A 16100-nucleotide genomic window follows, 5' to 3' on the forward strand; every position below is an offset into this window, starting at 1 on the left:
AGGCAGCAGCGAAAACCTGGTCCTGTGGAGCAGTTTGGAGTGCTCGCCACCCTGTCAAGGTGGAGGCCGCGGGTTCAAATCCCGTCAGGACCGCAGTAAAGAGAAAGCCCGGATCATTGCGATCCGGGCTTTCTCGCGTTCCGATGGCCCCTCGCACTCTTGACGCCTCCTTCCGCCGCCGGTACCCCGTAGAGCAGAGGCTGTCCCTGTTTCCCTCGGCGCTTCCTACGGCAGGGGACGGCCGGGCTCACCGGGAGGTGGCTCGTATGTCCGCGTCCACAGCACGACACGAGACCCGCGCACTGCTCCGTGCCCATCTGGCGGCCGCTTCCGGCTTCGGTCACCTCACTCGCCACTGCCCGGTCTGCCACCGGCTGCTGCGCCTCGCCATGGAGAACGGGGAGGGCGGGGAGGGCAGGGAGGGCGGCGGCGGGGAGGCGCGGGAGTCCGCGACGACTCCAGGGTCCCCGTACGAGCCGCAGGAGCCCTCACGCCGCGCCGGGGCCGGGGAGCCGCCACGCCGCGCCGGGAGCCCCGCGGAGCCCTCACGCCGCGCCGAAAGTCCGGCCGCCGGTCGCGCCGAGGCGGAACGAGCCGCCGTTCCGCCGGACGGGGGCGAGGACCAAAGGCCCTCCTCGACATGACCATCGGCCGGATGACTCCGCATCCGTGCAGTGGCAGGCTCGTAGTTGGCAAGCATCAGGCAGTGTGACGGGTGTCACCGAAAGAGTTTTCAGACCGGGGTACTTTACGCCTCGCCTACAAGTGGCGAATTTAATATGTGCAATTGCACCTGGGTGAACGCTCTCCTGGACCGTTCCGTCCGGGGCTGTCCCACCGAGTCCGGGACGCTCACCCACACTCCCGCACAGACCCGCTCAAGGACCCACGAACGGCGTCGGGGCGGACGGGCGGCGCTTCGGCCCACGGGGTCCGGAATACGCGGAAGCCGACCGACCACCCGGTTACAAAGGTCTGCTCCAGGACCCCTCGGAGGGTGTACGAGCGGCCTACGGGGGCACGAGAAGCCCCGGCAGGGCGATGGCGTCCCAGGGGACCGGGACGGAAAGCAGAGGCCCGTGGAAAGCGCAGGGGGCGCGGAAAGCGCGGGGCCCCCGCAGAAAGCCCAGGGGCCCGGGAAAGCGGCGGCCCGGGGCATAAAAAGATCGCGCTGGACCCGGCGGAGCCCAGCGCGATCAAAAACGACGCACCTGTACACAGGTATGACGCCCGTTGGGGCAGGCGTCCGTCGAGTGGAGCTATGAAGGGGCGGCCTGGGGTTGGGGGACCTGGCGGCTGCCCGGTTGTGATGCTGCGTACTGCTGGTCGAGCTGCGTGACAGGGGTGTGTCAGGCCTCGCTGCGCTGCTGCGGAATACCCGCAAGCAGTGCGCGGACCTCTGCCTCGCGGTACCGGCGGTGTCCACCGAGCGTGCGGATGGACGTGAGCTTGCCAGCCTTGGCCCAACGGGTGACCGTCTTCGGGTCCACGCGGAACATCGTGGCAACCTCAGCCGGGGTCAGCAGCGGCTCGGCATCAGGGGTGCGAGCGGTCATGAGCGGCCTCCTCGGGAGAACCGAACCTTCTCGGTTCTTTCCTCTAAATTCTGCACCTTGACCCGCGTTGCCCGAAATGGCGGACGCGGGCCGAGTCGGTTATAGGACGAACGGCTTGTCCTCGGCACTACAACTACACCATCCGTCCAGCCGCGTCGGCCAAACCGATGGAATTGCCCTCCCAGGTGTTCATCAGCGACGGAAGCCGATGGACCATGCCATAGCGGACAGTCACACCACCGTGACGATCAGTCACAGAGCGATCAGGAGTCGTCAGACCCCCCATAGAGTGCAATGCTGAGCATTCCGCCCTTACTTGGACGGAAGGAGCCCTCCCCGGACTCCTTGTCCTATTTTGGCACGAGGAGCAGGGATAGGCGCAAGGGCCCCGTTAGTGCTATCCATCACGCTTGAGGCAAAGGCCCGGTTCGGGACGTAGGTCCTGGGGTGAACGGCGTACTCTTCCGCCCCACCCATCACACGTGGCTCACGGGTCGCAGGTTCACGGCCCGTCAACTTCCCTTCGCCGGCTCAGCCCAGGCGATCCGGCCGGCTCCCTCGCCGGGCTTCGGCTCCTCCTCCTTCCCGCCCGCTCGGCCTTCCGGTCCGTCCTGGATGAAGGATGCCCCGGTTCCGTCACGTTGATGCCGCTGTGGGTCTTTTCACGTCAATTGGTGAACGGGGCGGGCCGACGGGCCGGTCAGTTGGTGAACTGGCGGTCGCGGACCGCCCGCCACCGCTCCGCGAGCCGCGCGTACGCCGCTCCGGCGCCCTCGCCGTCGCCGTTGCCCAGCGCGGCGAGCCCCTCCGCCACGTCCGCGGCCGACCGGTCCCCGGCGAGCTGCTCGGCGGAGAGCGCGTGCACCAGGCCCCCGTAGTCCAGCTCCACGAGCGAGTGCGGATGGAACTCCTCCAGCCAGCGCCCCACGTCCACCAGCCCCTCGGTGAGCGGACCTTCGGCGACGTTCTCGCGCAGCGTCCGCAGGGCCCGGGCCAGCCTGCGCCGGGCCTCCACCATCGGCGTGCGGTAGCGCAGCACCGGCCCCGCACCCGCAGCCGTACCGCCGGAGCCCTCCGGACCACCCGGTCCGCCCGCCCCTTCCGCCCCGCCCGACCTGGCTGCCCCGCCCGACCCGTCCGGCGCCGCCACGTACTCCCGCTCCTCGTCGCGGAAGAGGACGAACCAGCGCACCGGGACCTGCCACACCGTCGTACGGATCCACGGCCGCGCGTCCGGGTTCCGCTCCCGCCAGCGCTCGTGGTCCGCCCGCGCCTGGCCCCGCACCACCGAGGGCAGCAGAGCGTCCAGCACGTTGGCCGGAAACATTCCCCCCGCCGCCCCCGGCCCCTCCAGCTCCTCCAGGGCGAGCCACCCCCGCAGCCGGGTCCGCCACGGGCAGACGCAGACCACCCCGTAGAGCTCCGCCACGAACGCGTCACCGCTCTCGTGCACGGGCACTCCGACCGGCGGGGTCGGCACCAGGTCGGCCAGCGAGCGGCGCAGTTCGTCCTGGGCCGTGGGCAGCACCGGGCGCTCGGCATAGCGGGCCCAGTGCGTGCGCTCGGGCTCCGCGAAGGCGGCGAGCGGCTCGTACACCCGGAGGTAGGACGTGTAAGGGACGACCACTGAAGACACCACCGACATGGAGCGCATCGTGCCACGCGCGTACACCCCCATGGGGTGATCCTCCGCACGGGGGCAGATCCGCGCCGCCGGAGGACTTACGCTCTTGCCCATCGGACCCGTCGTGCCGGCCGGTCCGTGGCCCTCCCCACCCTTAGGAGGGTCTTCCGCCGCTTCGTACTTGGGAGTCACCACAGTGACCGATGTGACCAGCGCGCCTGTCGATGTACTGCACACCCTGTTCCACTCGGACCAGGGGGGCCACGAGCAAGTAGTCATCTGCCAGGACCGTGCCACCGGCCTCAAGGCTGTCATCGCCCTCCACTCCACCGCCCTGGGCCCCGGCCTCGGCGGCACCCGCTTCTACCCGTACGCGACCGAGGCCGAGGCCGTCGCCGACGCGCTGAACCTGTCGCGCGGGATGTCGTACAAGAACGCCCTGGCCGGACTCGACCACGGCGGCGGCAAGGCCGTCATCATCGGCGACCCCGAGAAGATCAAGACGGAGGAACTCCTCCTGGCCTACGGCCGGTTCGTCGCCTCGCTCGGCGGCCGGTACGTCACCGCCTGCGATGTCGGCACCTACGTCGCCGACATGGACGTGGTCGCCCGGGAGTGCCGCTGGACCACCGGCCGCTCCCCCGAGAACGGCGGCGCCGGCGACTCCTCCGTCCTCACCGCCTTCGGCGTCTTCCAGGGCATGCGGGCCTCGGCCCAGCACCTGTGGGGCGACCCGACGCTGCGCGGCCGCAAGGTCGGCGTCGCCGGGGTCGGCAAGGTGGGCCACCACCTCGTCGAGCACCTGCTCTCCGACGGGGCCGAGGTCGTGATCACCGACGTCCGCGAGGAGTCGGTGCGCCGCATCACCGATCTGCACCCCGAGGTCACCGTGGTCGCCGACACCGAGACCCTGATCCGCACCGAGGGCCTGGACATCTACGCGCCCTGCGCGCTCGGCGGCGCCCTGAACGACGAGACCGTCCCGGTGCTGACGGCGAAGGTGGTGTGCGGCGCGGCCAACAACCAGCTCGCCCACCCGGGCGTCGAGAAGGACCTGGCCGACCGGTCGGTTCTCTACGCCCCCGACTACGTGGTCAACGCCGGTGGCGTGATCCAGGTCGCCGACGAACTGCACGGGTTCGACTTCGACCGGTGCAAGGCGAAGGCGACGAAGATCTTCGACACCACGCTGGAAATATTCGCACGTGCGAAGGCGGACGGGATTCCGCCCGCCGCGGCGGCCGACCGGATCGCCGAGCAGCGGATGGCGGAGGCGCGCAACCGCTGACGCGCACGGCTGACGCGGACGGGCGGCGCGCGACCCGGCCGCCCACGCGGACGGGCGGCCCGGCGGCCGGCGGGAGACAAGACTCACGCCGGTCGGCGGGTCGTCCGCGCAGAAGAGGTTAAAATCGCAGTTGACCAGCGGGGACGGGGCTCCTCACTGGCCCTGCACCGGGGCGCAAGACGCGGGCGGCGTACCGTATGGCCACGGAAGCAGGTACCGTTAAAGCCCTACGGGCGCGGTCTCTCTGTCGAGAGTCCGTCCTGAAACATGAACGCGTGTCAAGACTCTGGGGCCGTCGAGCCCCGTCACCGAGGGGGTCGAGCCATGGGGCGCGGCCGGGCAAAGGCCAAGCAGACCAAGGTCGCCCGCCAGCTGAAGTACAGCACTGGCGGGACGGACCTGTCGCGTCTGGCCAATGAGCTGGGCGCATCGCCTTCGAGTCAGCCACCGAACGCCGAGCCGTTCGAGGACGACGACGAGGAAGATGACCCGTACGCACAGTACGCGGATCGCTACAACAAGGACGATGACGAGGATCAGGACGATCAGTCCGGTCCGTCGTCACAGCGCCGCGGCGCTTGACCTCGCGCTGACACATCAACCCGGTCCGGGCCTGCCCCGGGCCGGGTTCTGTGTGTCCTGATCCGGTCCGGATGCGGTTCCCCCGGTGTGTGCGCCGGGCGGATTCGGCCTGTTCGGCCCGCCCGGCGCACACACCGGCGTACGACTGCTCAGCGTGCGTAGCTGCCGGTCAGCTCGGCGCCCGTGGTGTGGTCGCCGCGCTCGGTGATCTCCCCGGCGACCCAGGAGTCGACCCCGCGGTCGGCCAGCGTCGTCAGGGCGGCGTCCACCGAGTCGGCCGGGACGATCGCGATCATGCCGACGCCCATGTTCAGCGTCTTCTCCAGCTCCAGCTGCTCGACCTGACCGGCCTTGCCAACGAGGTCGAAGACCGCGCCGGGCGTCCAGGTGGAGCGGTCCACGGTGGCGTGCAGCCCGTCCGGGATGACCCGGGCCAGGTTGTTGGCCAGGCCGCCGCCGGTGACGTGGCTGAAGCCGTGCACCTCGGTCGTCCGGGTGAGGGCCAGGCAGTCCAGCGAGTAGATCCGGGTGGGCTCCAGGAGCTCCTCGCCGAGCGTCCGGCCGAACTCCTCGATCTCGCGGTCCAGCGTCCAGCCGGCCCGGTCGAAGACCACGTGGCGGACCAGTGAGTACCCGTTCGAGTGAAGACCGGAGGACGCCATCGCGATGACCGCGTCACCCGTGCGGATACGGTCCGGGCCCAGCAGCCGGTCGGCCTCGACCACGCCCGTACCGGCACCGGCCACATCGAAGTCGTCCGGGCCGAGCAGACCCGGGTGTTCGGCGGTCTCGCCGCCGACCAGGGCGCAGCCCGCGAGGACGCAGCCCTCCGCGATGCCCTTCACGATCGCCGCGACACGCTCGGGGTGCACCTTGCCGACGCAGATGTAGTCGGTCATGAAGAGCGGCTCGGCCCCGCAGACGACGAGGTCGTCCACGACCATGCCGACGAGGTCGTGGCCGATGGTGTCGTACACGCCCATCTGACGCGCCAGGTCCACCTTGGTCCCGACACCGTCGGTGGCGGAGGCGAGGAGCGGACGCTCGTACCGCTTGAGCGCCGAGGCGTCGAAGAGGCCGGCGAAGCCGCCGAGCCCGCCGAGGCCCGCGACCTCGGGGCGCTGCGTCTTCTTCACCCACTCCTTCATCAGCTCGACGGCGCGGTCGCCGGCTTCGATGTCGACGCCGGCCGCCGCGTAGGAGGCACCTGTTGTCTCAGACATGGCCTGGGATCTTTCGTGTGGAGATACGGGGCTGGGGAGGAAGGGGCGCGGAACCGGTCCGGGTCACGGACGGCGCAGCGCGTCGGCCGCGGCGGTGGCCGCCGGCCCTGCCGCCAGCTCGGTCTCCAGCAGCTGCTTGCCGAGCAGCTCCGGGTCCGGCAGCTCCATCGGGTACTCACCGTCGAAGCAGGCGCGGCACAGGTTGGGCTTGTCGATCGTCGTCGCCTCGATCATCGCGTCGATCGAGATGTACGAGAGGGAGTCGGCCCCCATCGAGGTGCAGATCTCGTCGACGGTCATGCCGTTGGCGATCAGCTCGGCGCGGGTCGCGAAGTCGATCCCGAAGAAGCAGGGCCACTTCACCGGCGGCGAGGAGATCCGGATGTGGATCTCGGCCGCACCGGCCTCGCGGAGCATCCGGACCAGGGCGCGCTGGGTGTTGCCGCGGACGATCGAGTCGTCGACGACCACCAGGCGCTTGCCCTTGATGACTTCCTTCAGCGGGTTCAGCTTGAGCCGGATACCGAGCTGGCGGATGGTCTGCGAGGGCTGGATGAAGGTCCGGCCGACGTAGGCGTTCTTCACCAGTCCGGCGCCGAACGGGATACCGCTGGCCTCCGCGTACCCGATCGCGGCGGGGGTGCCGGATTCCGGGGTCGCTATGACCAGATCCGCCTCGACGGGGGCCTCGGCGGCCAGTCGGCGGCCCATCTCCACCCGGGAGAGGTAGACGTTCCGGCCGGCGATGTCGGTGTCGGGACGGGCCAGGTAGACGTACTCGAAGACACAGCCCTTGGGCTTCGCTTCTGCGAAGCGGGAGGTGCGCAGACCGTTCTCGTCGATGGCGATGAGCTCGCCCGGCTCGATCTCGCGTACGTAGCTGGCGCCGCAGATGTCGAGTGCGGCGGACTCGGACGCGACCACCCAGCCGCGCTCAAGACGGCCCAGCACCAGCGGGCGGATGCCCTGCGGGTCGCGGGCGGCGTAGAGGGTGTGCTCGTCCATGAAGACGAGCGAGAACGCGCCCTTGACGTCGGGGAGCACCTTGGCGGCGGCTTCCTCGATGGTCAGCGGCTTGTCGTTCTCGTCGCGCTGCCCGGCGAGCAGCGCGGTCACCAGGTCGGTGTCGTTGGTCGCGGCGACCTGGGTCGCCCGGCCGTCCTTGCGGGGGAGGTCGGCGACCATCTCCGCGAGCTGGGCCGTGTTGACCAGGTTCCCGTTGTGACCGAGGGCGATCGAGCCGTGCGCGGTGGCACGGAACGTCGGCTGCGCGTTCTCCCACACCGAGGCACCGGTGGTGGAGTAGCGGGCATGACCGACCGCGATATGGCCCTGGAGGGAACCCAGAGAAGTTTCGTCGAAGACCTGCGAGACCAGTCCCATGTCCTTGAAGACCAGGATCTGGGACCCGTTGCTCACTGCGATGCCCGCGGATTCCTGTCCGCGGTGCTGCAGGGCATACAGTCCGAAATAGGTGAGCTTGGCGACCTCTTCACCCGGAGCCCAGACACCGAAGACGCCACAAGCGTCCTGGGGGCCTTTCTCTCCGGGGAGCAGGTCGTGGTTGAGTCGTCCATCACCACGGGGCACGGCACCGAGTGTAGGCGAGATCGACCACTGGTCCGAATTGGGGACCGGTCGGCAAAGCCGGGGCGGAGCACGGGGAACGGCTCCGCCCGCCGCGCCGGGCGGGCGATTCGCGGGACTTCGGCCGGTCACGGTGGGTGACGACCGGGCAGGCGTTACGGGCTCCGAGGAGCGGACGCGGGGCTCACTGCCGGGCCGAGAGGCCGGTTACCGGCCGGTAGGGGCTGTTGGTGACGGGCGGGCGGCGACCGTCCGGCCGTGGCGCTCGGTGAACCTGCCCCGGGCCCGCTCCCGCCGTCGGCCGAACGCTCGTTTCGTGGTGAGCCTCACACCGGTGTCTCACGCCGGGAAGGGGTTCACCCGGCTTGTCGGCGGGTCACCCGTGCTCCTGGGGGTCCTCGGTGGTTCCGGTGCTCCCGGTGGTCCCGGTGCCCTCGTCGGTCTTCTCCGGTGTGGCAGTGGCGCCGATGCCCTTGCCGTCGTCCGCGGTGATGGTGAGCGTGCGGCCCCTGATCGTGTACGTCGCCGGGCCGTCCAGGGCCGCGAGGACCGCGCGCTCCGTCTCCATCTCCGCCTCCGGGCACAGCTTCTTGGTGCCCATCTGCGGCCCGAAGGTGATCGTGGAGCCCTTGACCTCCGCCTTGCCGCCGAAGGAGTTGCAGCCGTAGTTCCCCTGGACCGTGCCGTCCTCGGCGAAGGTCAGGTGGGGCACCCGGTCCTTCGGCAGATCGGCCGGGACGGCGGTCGCGGTCTCGCCGCTGATCAGGGTCTCCACCGCCCACCGGATGCCCACCAGGTCGGCCGTCGGCTCCTCGCGGAGCGCGAAGGTGTCGCCGCTCCCGGTGGTGAGGGTGAGCTTCTCGCCGGAGAGCTTCGCGATGAGTTCGCCGTCGAGCGCGCCGACGGCGGCCTCCTCGAACGCGTCGACGGTCTTCCCGCACGCCATCTGCGTGTACCCCTGCTCGCTCAGGGTGATCCGGTCGCCCGCCACCCGGGCCTGGGCGCCGATGTGGTTGCAGCCGAAATAGGCCGTGGCCCGGCCCTTCGGGTCGATCTCCAGCCGGGAGCCCTCGGGGGCCTCGGTCTTCTTCCCCCCGACGGTCAGGGAGTCGACGCGCCACGCCACCCCCGTGACGGGGACATCGCTCTGCACGGTGTCGCTGCCGCCGTCACCGGAGCCGGAGCCGGAGCCGGAGCCGGAACCCGACTCCGTACCGCAGGCGGCGAGGGTGAGGAGGGCCAGGACGCTGACGCTGACAGCCATACGTTGTGTGTGCATGGCGATGTGACGGAACGGGCCCCCGATCCGGTTCCGTCCGTTACGCCAAGGGACGGACGACCGGTACGCCGAGGGGCGGGGCCGTTACGCCGAGGAGCGGGGCCGTTACGCCGAGGAGCGGGGCCGTTACCCCGAGGGCGGGGCCTTACGCCGAGGGGCGGCGGACCGGCTCAGCCCAGCAGGGGCAGCAGCTCCGCCAGGTCGGCGCGCTCGCCGCTCGCGCTGACCTCGGCGTCCGCCAGGGCCCGCGCCCACTCCGTACGCCCGGTGGCGAGCCGGACCCAGGTCAGCGCGCCGGTCTCCACGACGTTGGGCGGGGTGCCCCGGGTGTGCTTGGGGCCGCCGATGCACTGGACCACCGCGAACGGCGGGATGCGCACCTCCACCGAACCGCCGGGCGCCCGGTCGGCGAGGGTGTCCGCCAGCAGCCGGGTGCAGGCGGCCAGCGCCTGCCGGTCGTACGGGATCTCCAGGCCGAGTGCCTCGTTCAGGTCGTCCGTGTGGACGACCAGCTCGACGGTCCGGGTGACCAGATAGTCGGCCAGCCGCATGGAGCCGACCCGGGTGGCCAGCAGCCGCTCCCCCGCACCGGAGGCCGGGACGTCCGCGAGGAAACCCGCCTCCACCTCCCCGTACAGCGCGGGGAGGTCGGGGCGGGCGCCCGCCTGCTCCTCGACGTCCTCCGCGATCCGGGCCGCGTACGCGGAGGTGGCGGGCGGCCACTCCAGGAGGGTGAGCCCGGGCCTGGGCCCGGGCGGCTCCGGCAGGGCCAGGGACCGGCTCACACTGCCCAGGCCCATCGCCATGTGCGCGGCGAGCTCGCGGACCGTCCAGCCCCCGAGCCGGGTCGGCCGGGCGAGCTGATCGGGCGTCAACATGGCGACGGCATCGCGGACATGGGCGAACTGGGCGAGGACCGCCGTCCGGGTCCTGAGGTGGTCGTAGGCGCGCGGGCGCTTCTTGGCCGGGGGCATGGGTGCGAGCGTATCCGGCAGCACTGACATCGCCCGGTCAGACCGGTGCGACCTGCTCCCCGACGCTGAACGTCTCGCCGCCTCCGGGGAGTCCGACGCCCCGCCAGGTGAACGGGATGCCCCGGGCGGTGTCGAGGTCCGGGTGGTCCATCAGCTGGAAGTGGAGGTGCGGTTCGGTGCTGTTGCCGGAGTTCCCCACGCGCCCGATCTGCTGCCCGGCCCGGACCGTGTCCCCGGCCTTCACCTTCATCGAGCCGCGCTGGACGTGGGCGTAGGCCGCGTACGTACCGTCGCCGAGGTCGAGGACCACATGGTTGCCGAAGATGCGGTGCGCGCCCAGGACCATGCGGATGTTGCCCTCGATGAGCATCAGGAAGACAAAAGCCGGCAGCGAGTTGCGGCTCAGGTGGTCACGCTGCCCGTCGCTCACTCGTACGACCGTGGCATCGGCCACCGCGAGCAGCGGGACGCCGAACGCCGGGAAGTCGCGGTTGCGGCGGACCACCGGCCAGAAGAAGCGGAACGGCGGGCGGGCCGGAGGCTCGTCGGCGCCGGTCTCCGGCTCCACCACGATGTCGACCGCGTACGTCTGCCCGTACACGTGCGTCCCGTGGCTCGGCGTCTTGTCCGCCGGGCTGTTCAGCGCACTCCAGCGGCCGGTCACCGGCGGCTCGACCTCCACCGGGTCCCTGGGATCGCCCTTCGGTGCGGCGGCCCTGCTCTGGAGCGCGAGCACGGTCAGCAGGAGGACCGAGACGATCCCCGCGGGCAGCAGCGTGGTCGTCCACCTCGGCCCGGGCAGGTCGGTGAAGAACTCGGCGGTCACCAGCGCGAGCAGCACGACCCAGGAAACCCGGTGGGCGGTCTCCACGGCTTTGCGGACAGATGTGATGGATGTGACGGACGTGGTGGGTGTGGCGGATGTACGGACGGACATGTTCGGTTTCCCCCTGTTTTCCCGTTGGTCTACGGCGTCGCCGCCGTCAGGACCACCAGCAGTGGCACCACCCGGGTGCCCGGCACCTCGTACCGGCCGCGACCGGTCGTGTGGAGCCAGCCCGCGCCGGTCAGCTGGCGCAGGTGGTGGTAGATCTGGCCGGTGGTGCCGACCGCGTCGAGCGCGGCCAGCTCGGCGGCCGTTCGGCGGCCGCCGAGGATCTCGCGGAGCAGGCGCAGCCGTACGGGGTGGCCGAGCGCGGCGAGCGAATCCGCCGTCGCCGGAGCGTCCGGCGCCGCGTCACCGCCCTCGCCCTCTCCGTCGCCCTCGTCCAGGAGGGTCCCGGTGAAGGCGCCGTACTGCCACTCGTACTGCTCGCCGGTGGGCAGCCGGACCGCTCCCGTGAAGAGCACTCCCCCGTCGGCCCCGGCCTCCCCGACGTCGGCGAGCTGCTGTTTCAGCCCGTTCAACGCCCAGAAGTCGCCGTCGCCCAGGCGGGGGGACTCACGGTCCTGCCGCTCCAGCGCCGTGAGCCGCCTCTCCAGCTCGGCGACCCGCTGCTCCAGCTCCATGACACCAACCTTACGTAGTTACGTAATTATTGACAACAGGTGTGGGGGGGGGAAGGCCGAAGCCCCCGCCCGGAGGACCCGGTCGGGGGCTTCGAAAAACGCCGGTCGGCGCGCGGCTCAGGCGAGCAGCGCCGGGATCGTCGCCTCGTGCGCCGTACGGAGCTCGCTCAGCGGGATGCTGAACTCGCCCTGGATCTCGATCTCCTCGCCGTCCACGACACCGATACGGGCGACGGGCAGACCCCGCGCGCCGCACATGTCGTTGAAGCGGAGCTCCTCGCTGCGCGGGATCGCGACGACCGCGCGCCCCGCCGACTCGGAGAAGAGGAACGTGAACGCGTCCAGGCCGTCCGGCACGACCAGCCGGGCGCCCTTCCCGCCGCGCAGGCAGGACTCGGTGACCGCCTGGATCAGGCCGCCGTCGCTCAGGTCGTGCGCGGCGTCGATCATGCCGTCGCGCGAGGCCGAGATGAGGATCTCCGCGAGCAGCTTCTCGCGGCCGAGGTCCACCTTGGGCGGCAGGCCGCCGAGGTGGTCGTGGACGACCTCGGACCAGGCCGAGCCGCCGAACTCCTCGTGGGTGTCGCCCAGCAGGTAGAGGAGCCGGCCCTCTTCCGCGAAAGCGACCGGCGTACGCCGGGTGACATCGTCGATCACGCCGAGCACGGCCACGACCGGCGTCGGGTGGATCGCCGTCTCGCCGGTCTGGTTGTAGAGCGAGACATTGCCGCCGGTGACCGGGGTGCCCAGCTCCAGGCAGCCGTCCGCGAGACCGCGCGTGGCCTCGGCGAACTGCCACATGACGTCCGGGTCCTCGGGGGAGCCGAAGTTGAGGCAGTCCGAGATGGCGAGCGGCTTGGCGCCGGAGGCGGCGACATTGCGGTACGACTCCGCCAGCGCGAGCTGCGCGCCGGTGTACGGGTCGAGCTTGGCGTACCGGCCGTTGCCGTCGGTCGCCATGGCCACGCCCAGGTTCGACTCGGCGTCGATGCGGACCATGCCCGCGTCCTCGGGCATCGCCAGCACGGTGTTGCCCTGCACGAAGCGGTCGTACTGGTCGGTGATCCACGCCTTGGAGGCCTGGTTCGGGGAGGCGACCAGCTTCAGGACCTGGTCCTTCAGCTCGGCGCCGGTCTGCGGCCGGGGCAGCTTGCCGGCGTCGTCCGCCTGGAGCGCGTCCTGCCAGGACGGGCGGGCGAACGGGCGGTGGTAGACCGGGCCGTCGTGGGCGACCGAACGCGGCGGCACGTCCACGATCTGCTCGCCGTGCCAGAAGATCTCCAGCTGGGAGCCCTCGGTCACCTCACCGATGACGGTGGCGATGACGTCCCACTTCTCGCAGATCTCCAGGAAGCGGTCCACGTGCTGCGGCTCGACGATCGCGCACATGCGCTCCTGCGACTCGCTCATGAGGATTTCCTCGGGCGAGAGGGAGGAGTCGCGCAGCGGCACGGTGTCCAGCTCGACGCGCATACCGCCGGAGCCGGCGGAGGCCAGCTCGCTGGTGGCGCAGGAGAGCCCGGCGCCGCCGAGGTCCTGGATGCCCGCGACGAGCTTCTCCTTGAAGATCTCCAGGGTGCACTCGATGAGGAGCTTTTCCTGGAAGGGGTCGCCGACCTGGACGGCGGGGCGCTTGGCCGGGCCGGTCGACTCGAAGGTCTCGCTCGCCAGCACGGAGACGCCGCCGATGCCGTCGCCGCCGGTACGGGCGCCGTACAGGATGACCTTGTTGCCCGGGCCCGAGGCCTGCGCGAGGTGGATGTCCTCGTGCTTCATCACGCCGATGCACCCGGCGTTGACCAGCGGGTTGCCCTGGTAGCAGGAGTCGAAGACGACCTCGCCGCCGATGTTGGGCAGGCCCAGGCAGTTGCCGTAGCCGCCGATGCCCGCGACGACGCCCGGCAGGACGCGCTTGGTGTCGGGGTGGTCGGCGGCGCCGAAGCGCAGCGGGTCGACGACCGCGACCGGGCGGGCGCCCATGGCGAGGATGTCGCGGACGATGCCGCCGATCCCGGTGGCCGCGCCCTGGTAGGGCTCGATGTACGAGGGGTGGTTGTGCGACTCGACCTTGAAGGTGACCGCGTACCCCTGGCCGACGTCGACGACGCCCGCGTTCTCGCCGATGCCGACGAGCATGGCGTCGGACTGCGGCTTCTTCTCGCTGAACTGGGCGAGGTGGACCTTGCTGCTCTTGTACGAACAGTGCTCCGACCACATCACCGAGTACATGGCGAGCTCGGCGCCGGTGGGACGGCGGCCCAGGATCTCGCGGATCCGGGCGTACTCGTCCTCCTTGAGGCCGAGCTCCTTCCAGGGCTGCCCGGCGTCCGGGGTCTCGGCCGCGTGCTTGACCGTATCCAGGCTCATGCGTTGACCAGCTTCTTGATGATCGAGGTGAAGAAACCGAGGCCGTCGGTGCGGCCGGTGCCGATGAGCGGCTCCACGGCGTGCTCCGGGTGCGGCATCAGACCGACGATGTTGCCCGCCGCGTTGGTGATGCCCGCGATGTCGCGGAGCGAGCCGTTGGGGTTGCCGTCCAGGTAGCGGAAGGCGACGCGGCCCTCGGCCTCCAGCTCGTCGAGCGTGTGCTCGTCGGCGGTGTAGCGGCCGTCCATGTTCTTGAGCGGGACCCTGATCTCCTGGCCGGCGCTGTAGTCCGAGGTCCAGGCGGTCTCCGCGTTCTCCACCCGCAGGGTCTGGTCCCGGCAGATGAAGTGCAGGTGGTTGTTGCGCAGCATCGCGCCGGGCAGCAGGTGCGCCTCGGTCAGGATCTGGAAGCCGTTGCAGATGCCGAGGACCGGCATACCGGCCTTCGCCTGCTCGATGATCGTCTCCATCACCGGCGAGAAGCGCGAGATGGCTCCGGCCCGGAGGTAGTCCCCGTAGGAGAAGCCACCGGCCAGGACGACCGCGTCGACCTGGTGCAGATCCTTGTCGCGGTGCCAGAGCGATACGGGCTCCGCGCCCGCGATCCGGACCGCGCGCAGGGCGTCCTGGTCGTCGAGGGTGCCGGGAAAAGTGACGACGCCGATACGGGTGGTCACTTCTCCTCCTCCACCTTCACGGTGAAGTCCTCGATGACGGTGTTGGCGAGGAAGGTCTCGGCCATCTCGTTAATACGGGCGAGGGCGGCGTCGTCCACCGGCCCCTCGACCTCCAGCTCGAAACGCTTTCCCTGACGAACGTCCGCGATTCCCTCAAAGCCGAGACGGGGCAGCGCACGCTGCACCGCCTGTCCCTGCGGGTCGAGGATCTCCGGCTTGAGCATGACGTCGACTACGACGCGTGCCACTGGCACTCCCGGTGTGGTGGTGTGGTGCGGCTGTCTCTCCGGGGGGTTCCCCAGACCCCCGCGGGTCCACTCAGCGTACCTGGCCGAAAATTCTACGCGGGTAGATATCGGACGGAACGGACGCGGCGGGGAGACGCCCCGCGCCCGGACCGGATCACGCCGGGATATCGGCCGCGACAACGTACGGGAAAAGTCCTGGGAAAAAATCACGCCCCGGATTGCGCACGGACACGCGGATGTAATTGGCTGGGCTTCACAATGCGGTACCCACCGCTGTACAAATGATTACCGGGGAAAGCAGCATTGCCCCGGGAACACCGGAACAGTCGACATCAGTCGATCCGTATCCGCCTAACAGCCGGAAGGCCGGCCCACCGGCGCACGCCCGACGCGCCGACGCCGTAGGAAAGGACCGATATCCGTGGCCCAGCGCGTAGTGGTTACGCTCTCCGACGACATCGACGGGGGAACAGCGGCGGAAACGGTCACCTTCGCCCTGGACGGGAAGACGTACGAGATCGACCTCAATCCCGCCAACGCGAAGAAACTGCGGAAGACCCTGGCGCCTTACATGGCAGCGGGCCGAAAGCAGACAAATGCCAGCAAGCACGGCAGGACCCCCGCCACGTACCACCACACCTCCCTCGCCCCGGACCCCGCGGCCGTCCGCGCCTGGGCCCGCTCGCACCGGATGGAGGTGCCGGCCCGGGGCCGCATCCCGAAGAAGGTCTACGAGGCGTTCAACGCGGCCGACTGACTCGGCCGGCTGAGGAGCGGGGCGCGAGCGTCCGTCCCACGGGCGGACGCTCGCCGGGTGGCGGACGCTCCGTCAGGCGGGGTGCGCGGGGCCGCGACCGGGCCCCACCGGGAGCCGACTTGCGCGACACCCCCGCAGGTCGGCTAGAGTCTGGAGCACGCCGAGGGGCGAGGCCGAAAAGCCGAAACCCCCAGCAGCGTGCGGGTGTAGTTCAGTAGTAGAACATCCTCCTTCCAGGGGGAAGGCGCAGTGTGCAATTCCTGTCACCCGCTCTGCACGACTCTTCGACCACTCCGGTGGATCAGGTAGAGTAGTGCTCGCTCCACCGGTGAAAGCCGAGTGGGTGCACTGCGGACGTAGCTCAGTTGGTAGAGCGCAACCTTGCCAAGGTTGAGGTCGCCAGTTCGAACCTGGTCGTCCGCTCCAGAA

Annotated in this window: 15 protein-coding genes and 3 tRNA genes; 7 read left to right on the forward strand and 11 right to left on the reverse strand. The window is 70.3% G+C overall.

Annotation, left to right across the window (positions count from 1 at the left end):
• Positions 1-18: 18 nt before the first annotated feature.
• A tRNA-Asp gene (locus ACFW9Z_RS25515) sits at positions 19-93 on the forward strand.
• Between the two features lie 173 nt (positions 94-266).
• Positions 267-644, forward strand: coding sequence for a DUF6274 family protein (locus ACFW9Z_RS25520; protein WP_384644791.1), 378 nt, complete (start codon positions 267-269; stop codon positions 642-644).
• A gap of 705 nt (positions 645-1349) precedes the next feature.
• Here the strand turns inward: ACFW9Z_RS25520 and bldC are convergent.
• Both bldC and ACFW9Z_RS25530 read right to left on the reverse strand, forming a co-directional pair.
• Entirely contained in the window at positions 1350-1556 is a 207-nt protein-coding gene (gene bldC, locus ACFW9Z_RS25525; protein ID WP_003949541.1) for a developmental transcriptional regulator BldC, read from the reverse strand.
• Positions 1557-2256: 700 nt separating this feature from the next.
• Positions 2257-3201: a hypothetical protein gene (locus tag ACFW9Z_RS25530; protein WP_384644973.1), complete on the reverse strand. Its 945-nt coding sequence runs from the start codon at positions 3199-3201 to the stop codon at positions 2257-2259.
• A 175-nt stretch (positions 3202-3376) separates the two neighbouring features.
• On the opposite strand from ACFW9Z_RS25530, the gene ACFW9Z_RS25535 reads away from it, so the two are divergent.
• Together ACFW9Z_RS25535 and ACFW9Z_RS25540 are read left to right on the forward strand one after the other, a co-directional pair.
• A complete protein-coding gene (locus ACFW9Z_RS25535; protein WP_384644793.1) occupies positions 3377-4468 on the forward strand; it encodes a Leu/Phe/Val dehydrogenase in 1092 nt (363 codons plus the stop codon).
• Positions 4469-4792: 324 nt separating this feature from the next.
• Complete coding sequence (locus tag ACFW9Z_RS25540) at positions 4793-5050, forward strand: DUF3073 domain-containing protein (protein ID WP_384644795.1); 258 nt, start codon at positions 4793-4795, stop codon at positions 5048-5050.
• A 149-nt stretch (positions 5051-5199) separates the two neighbouring features.
• Here ACFW9Z_RS25540 and purM read toward each other — a convergent pair whose 3' ends face one another.
• From purM to purS, 9 genes are all read right to left on the reverse strand, one after another.
• Complete coding sequence (purM, locus tag ACFW9Z_RS25545; protein WP_384644797.1) at positions 5200-6273, reverse strand: phosphoribosylformylglycinamidine cyclo-ligase; 1074 nt, start codon at positions 6271-6273, stop codon at positions 5200-5202.
• A 63-nt stretch (positions 6274-6336) separates the two neighbouring features.
• Positions 6337-7863, reverse strand: a complete 1527-nt coding sequence (gene purF, locus ACFW9Z_RS25550; RefSeq protein ID WP_384644799.1) for an amidophosphoribosyltransferase — start codon at positions 7861-7863, stop codon at positions 6337-6339.
• Positions 7864-8236: 373 nt separating this feature from the next.
• Entirely contained in the window at positions 8237-9124 is an 888-nt protein-coding gene (locus tag ACFW9Z_RS25555) for an META domain-containing protein (RefSeq protein ID WP_384644801.1), read from the reverse strand.
• Between the two features lie 185 nt (positions 9125-9309).
• On the reverse strand, positions 9310-10113 hold the full coding sequence (locus ACFW9Z_RS25560; protein ID WP_384644803.1) for a sterol carrier family protein: 804 nt from the start codon (positions 10111-10113) through the stop codon (positions 9310-9312).
• 37 nt (positions 10114-10150) lie between these two features.
• Complete coding sequence (locus tag ACFW9Z_RS25565) at positions 10151-11050, reverse strand: M23 family metallopeptidase (RefSeq protein ID WP_384644805.1); 900 nt, start codon at positions 11048-11050, stop codon at positions 10151-10153.
• A gap of 29 nt (positions 11051-11079) precedes the next feature.
• Positions 11080-11622 (reverse strand): ArsR/SmtB family transcription factor, encoded by a 543-nt coding sequence (locus tag ACFW9Z_RS25570; protein WP_384644807.1) that lies wholly within the window; start codon positions 11620-11622, stop codon positions 11080-11082.
• Positions 11623-11739: 117 nt separating this feature from the next.
• Positions 11740-13989, reverse strand: coding sequence for a phosphoribosylformylglycinamidine synthase subunit PurL (purL, locus tag ACFW9Z_RS25575; RefSeq protein WP_384644809.1), 2250 nt, complete (start codon positions 13987-13989; stop codon positions 11740-11742).
• Positions 13986-14666, reverse strand: a complete 681-nt coding sequence (gene purQ, locus ACFW9Z_RS25580) for a phosphoribosylformylglycinamidine synthase subunit PurQ (RefSeq protein ID WP_384644811.1) — start codon at positions 14664-14666, stop codon at positions 13986-13988. Before purQ ends, purL begins: the two co-directional genes overlap by 4 nt.
• Positions 14663-14914 (reverse strand): phosphoribosylformylglycinamidine synthase subunit PurS, encoded by a 252-nt coding sequence (gene purS / locus ACFW9Z_RS25585; protein WP_015610108.1) that lies wholly within the window; start codon positions 14912-14914, stop codon positions 14663-14665. Before purS ends, purQ begins: the two co-directional genes overlap by 4 nt.
• 421 nt (positions 14915-15335) lie before the next feature.
• Between purS and ACFW9Z_RS25590 the strand changes: the two genes are divergently transcribed.
• From ACFW9Z_RS25590 to ACFW9Z_RS25600, 3 genes are all read left to right on the forward strand, one after another.
• Positions 15336-15671, forward strand: a complete 336-nt coding sequence (locus ACFW9Z_RS25590) for an Lsr2 family protein (RefSeq protein ID WP_384644813.1) — start codon at positions 15336-15338, stop codon at positions 15669-15671.
• Positions 15672-15871: 200 nt separating this feature from the next.
• Positions 15872-15943, forward strand: a tRNA-Gly gene (locus ACFW9Z_RS25595).
• 78 nt (positions 15944-16021) lie between these two features.
• Positions 16022-16097, forward strand: a tRNA-Gly gene (locus ACFW9Z_RS25600).
• Positions 16098-16100: the final 3 nt, after the last annotated feature.

It is taken from the genome of Streptomyces sp. NPDC059452 (assembly GCF_042750035.1).
GTDB lineage: Bacteria > Actinomycetota > Actinomycetes > Streptomycetales > Streptomycetaceae > Streptomyces.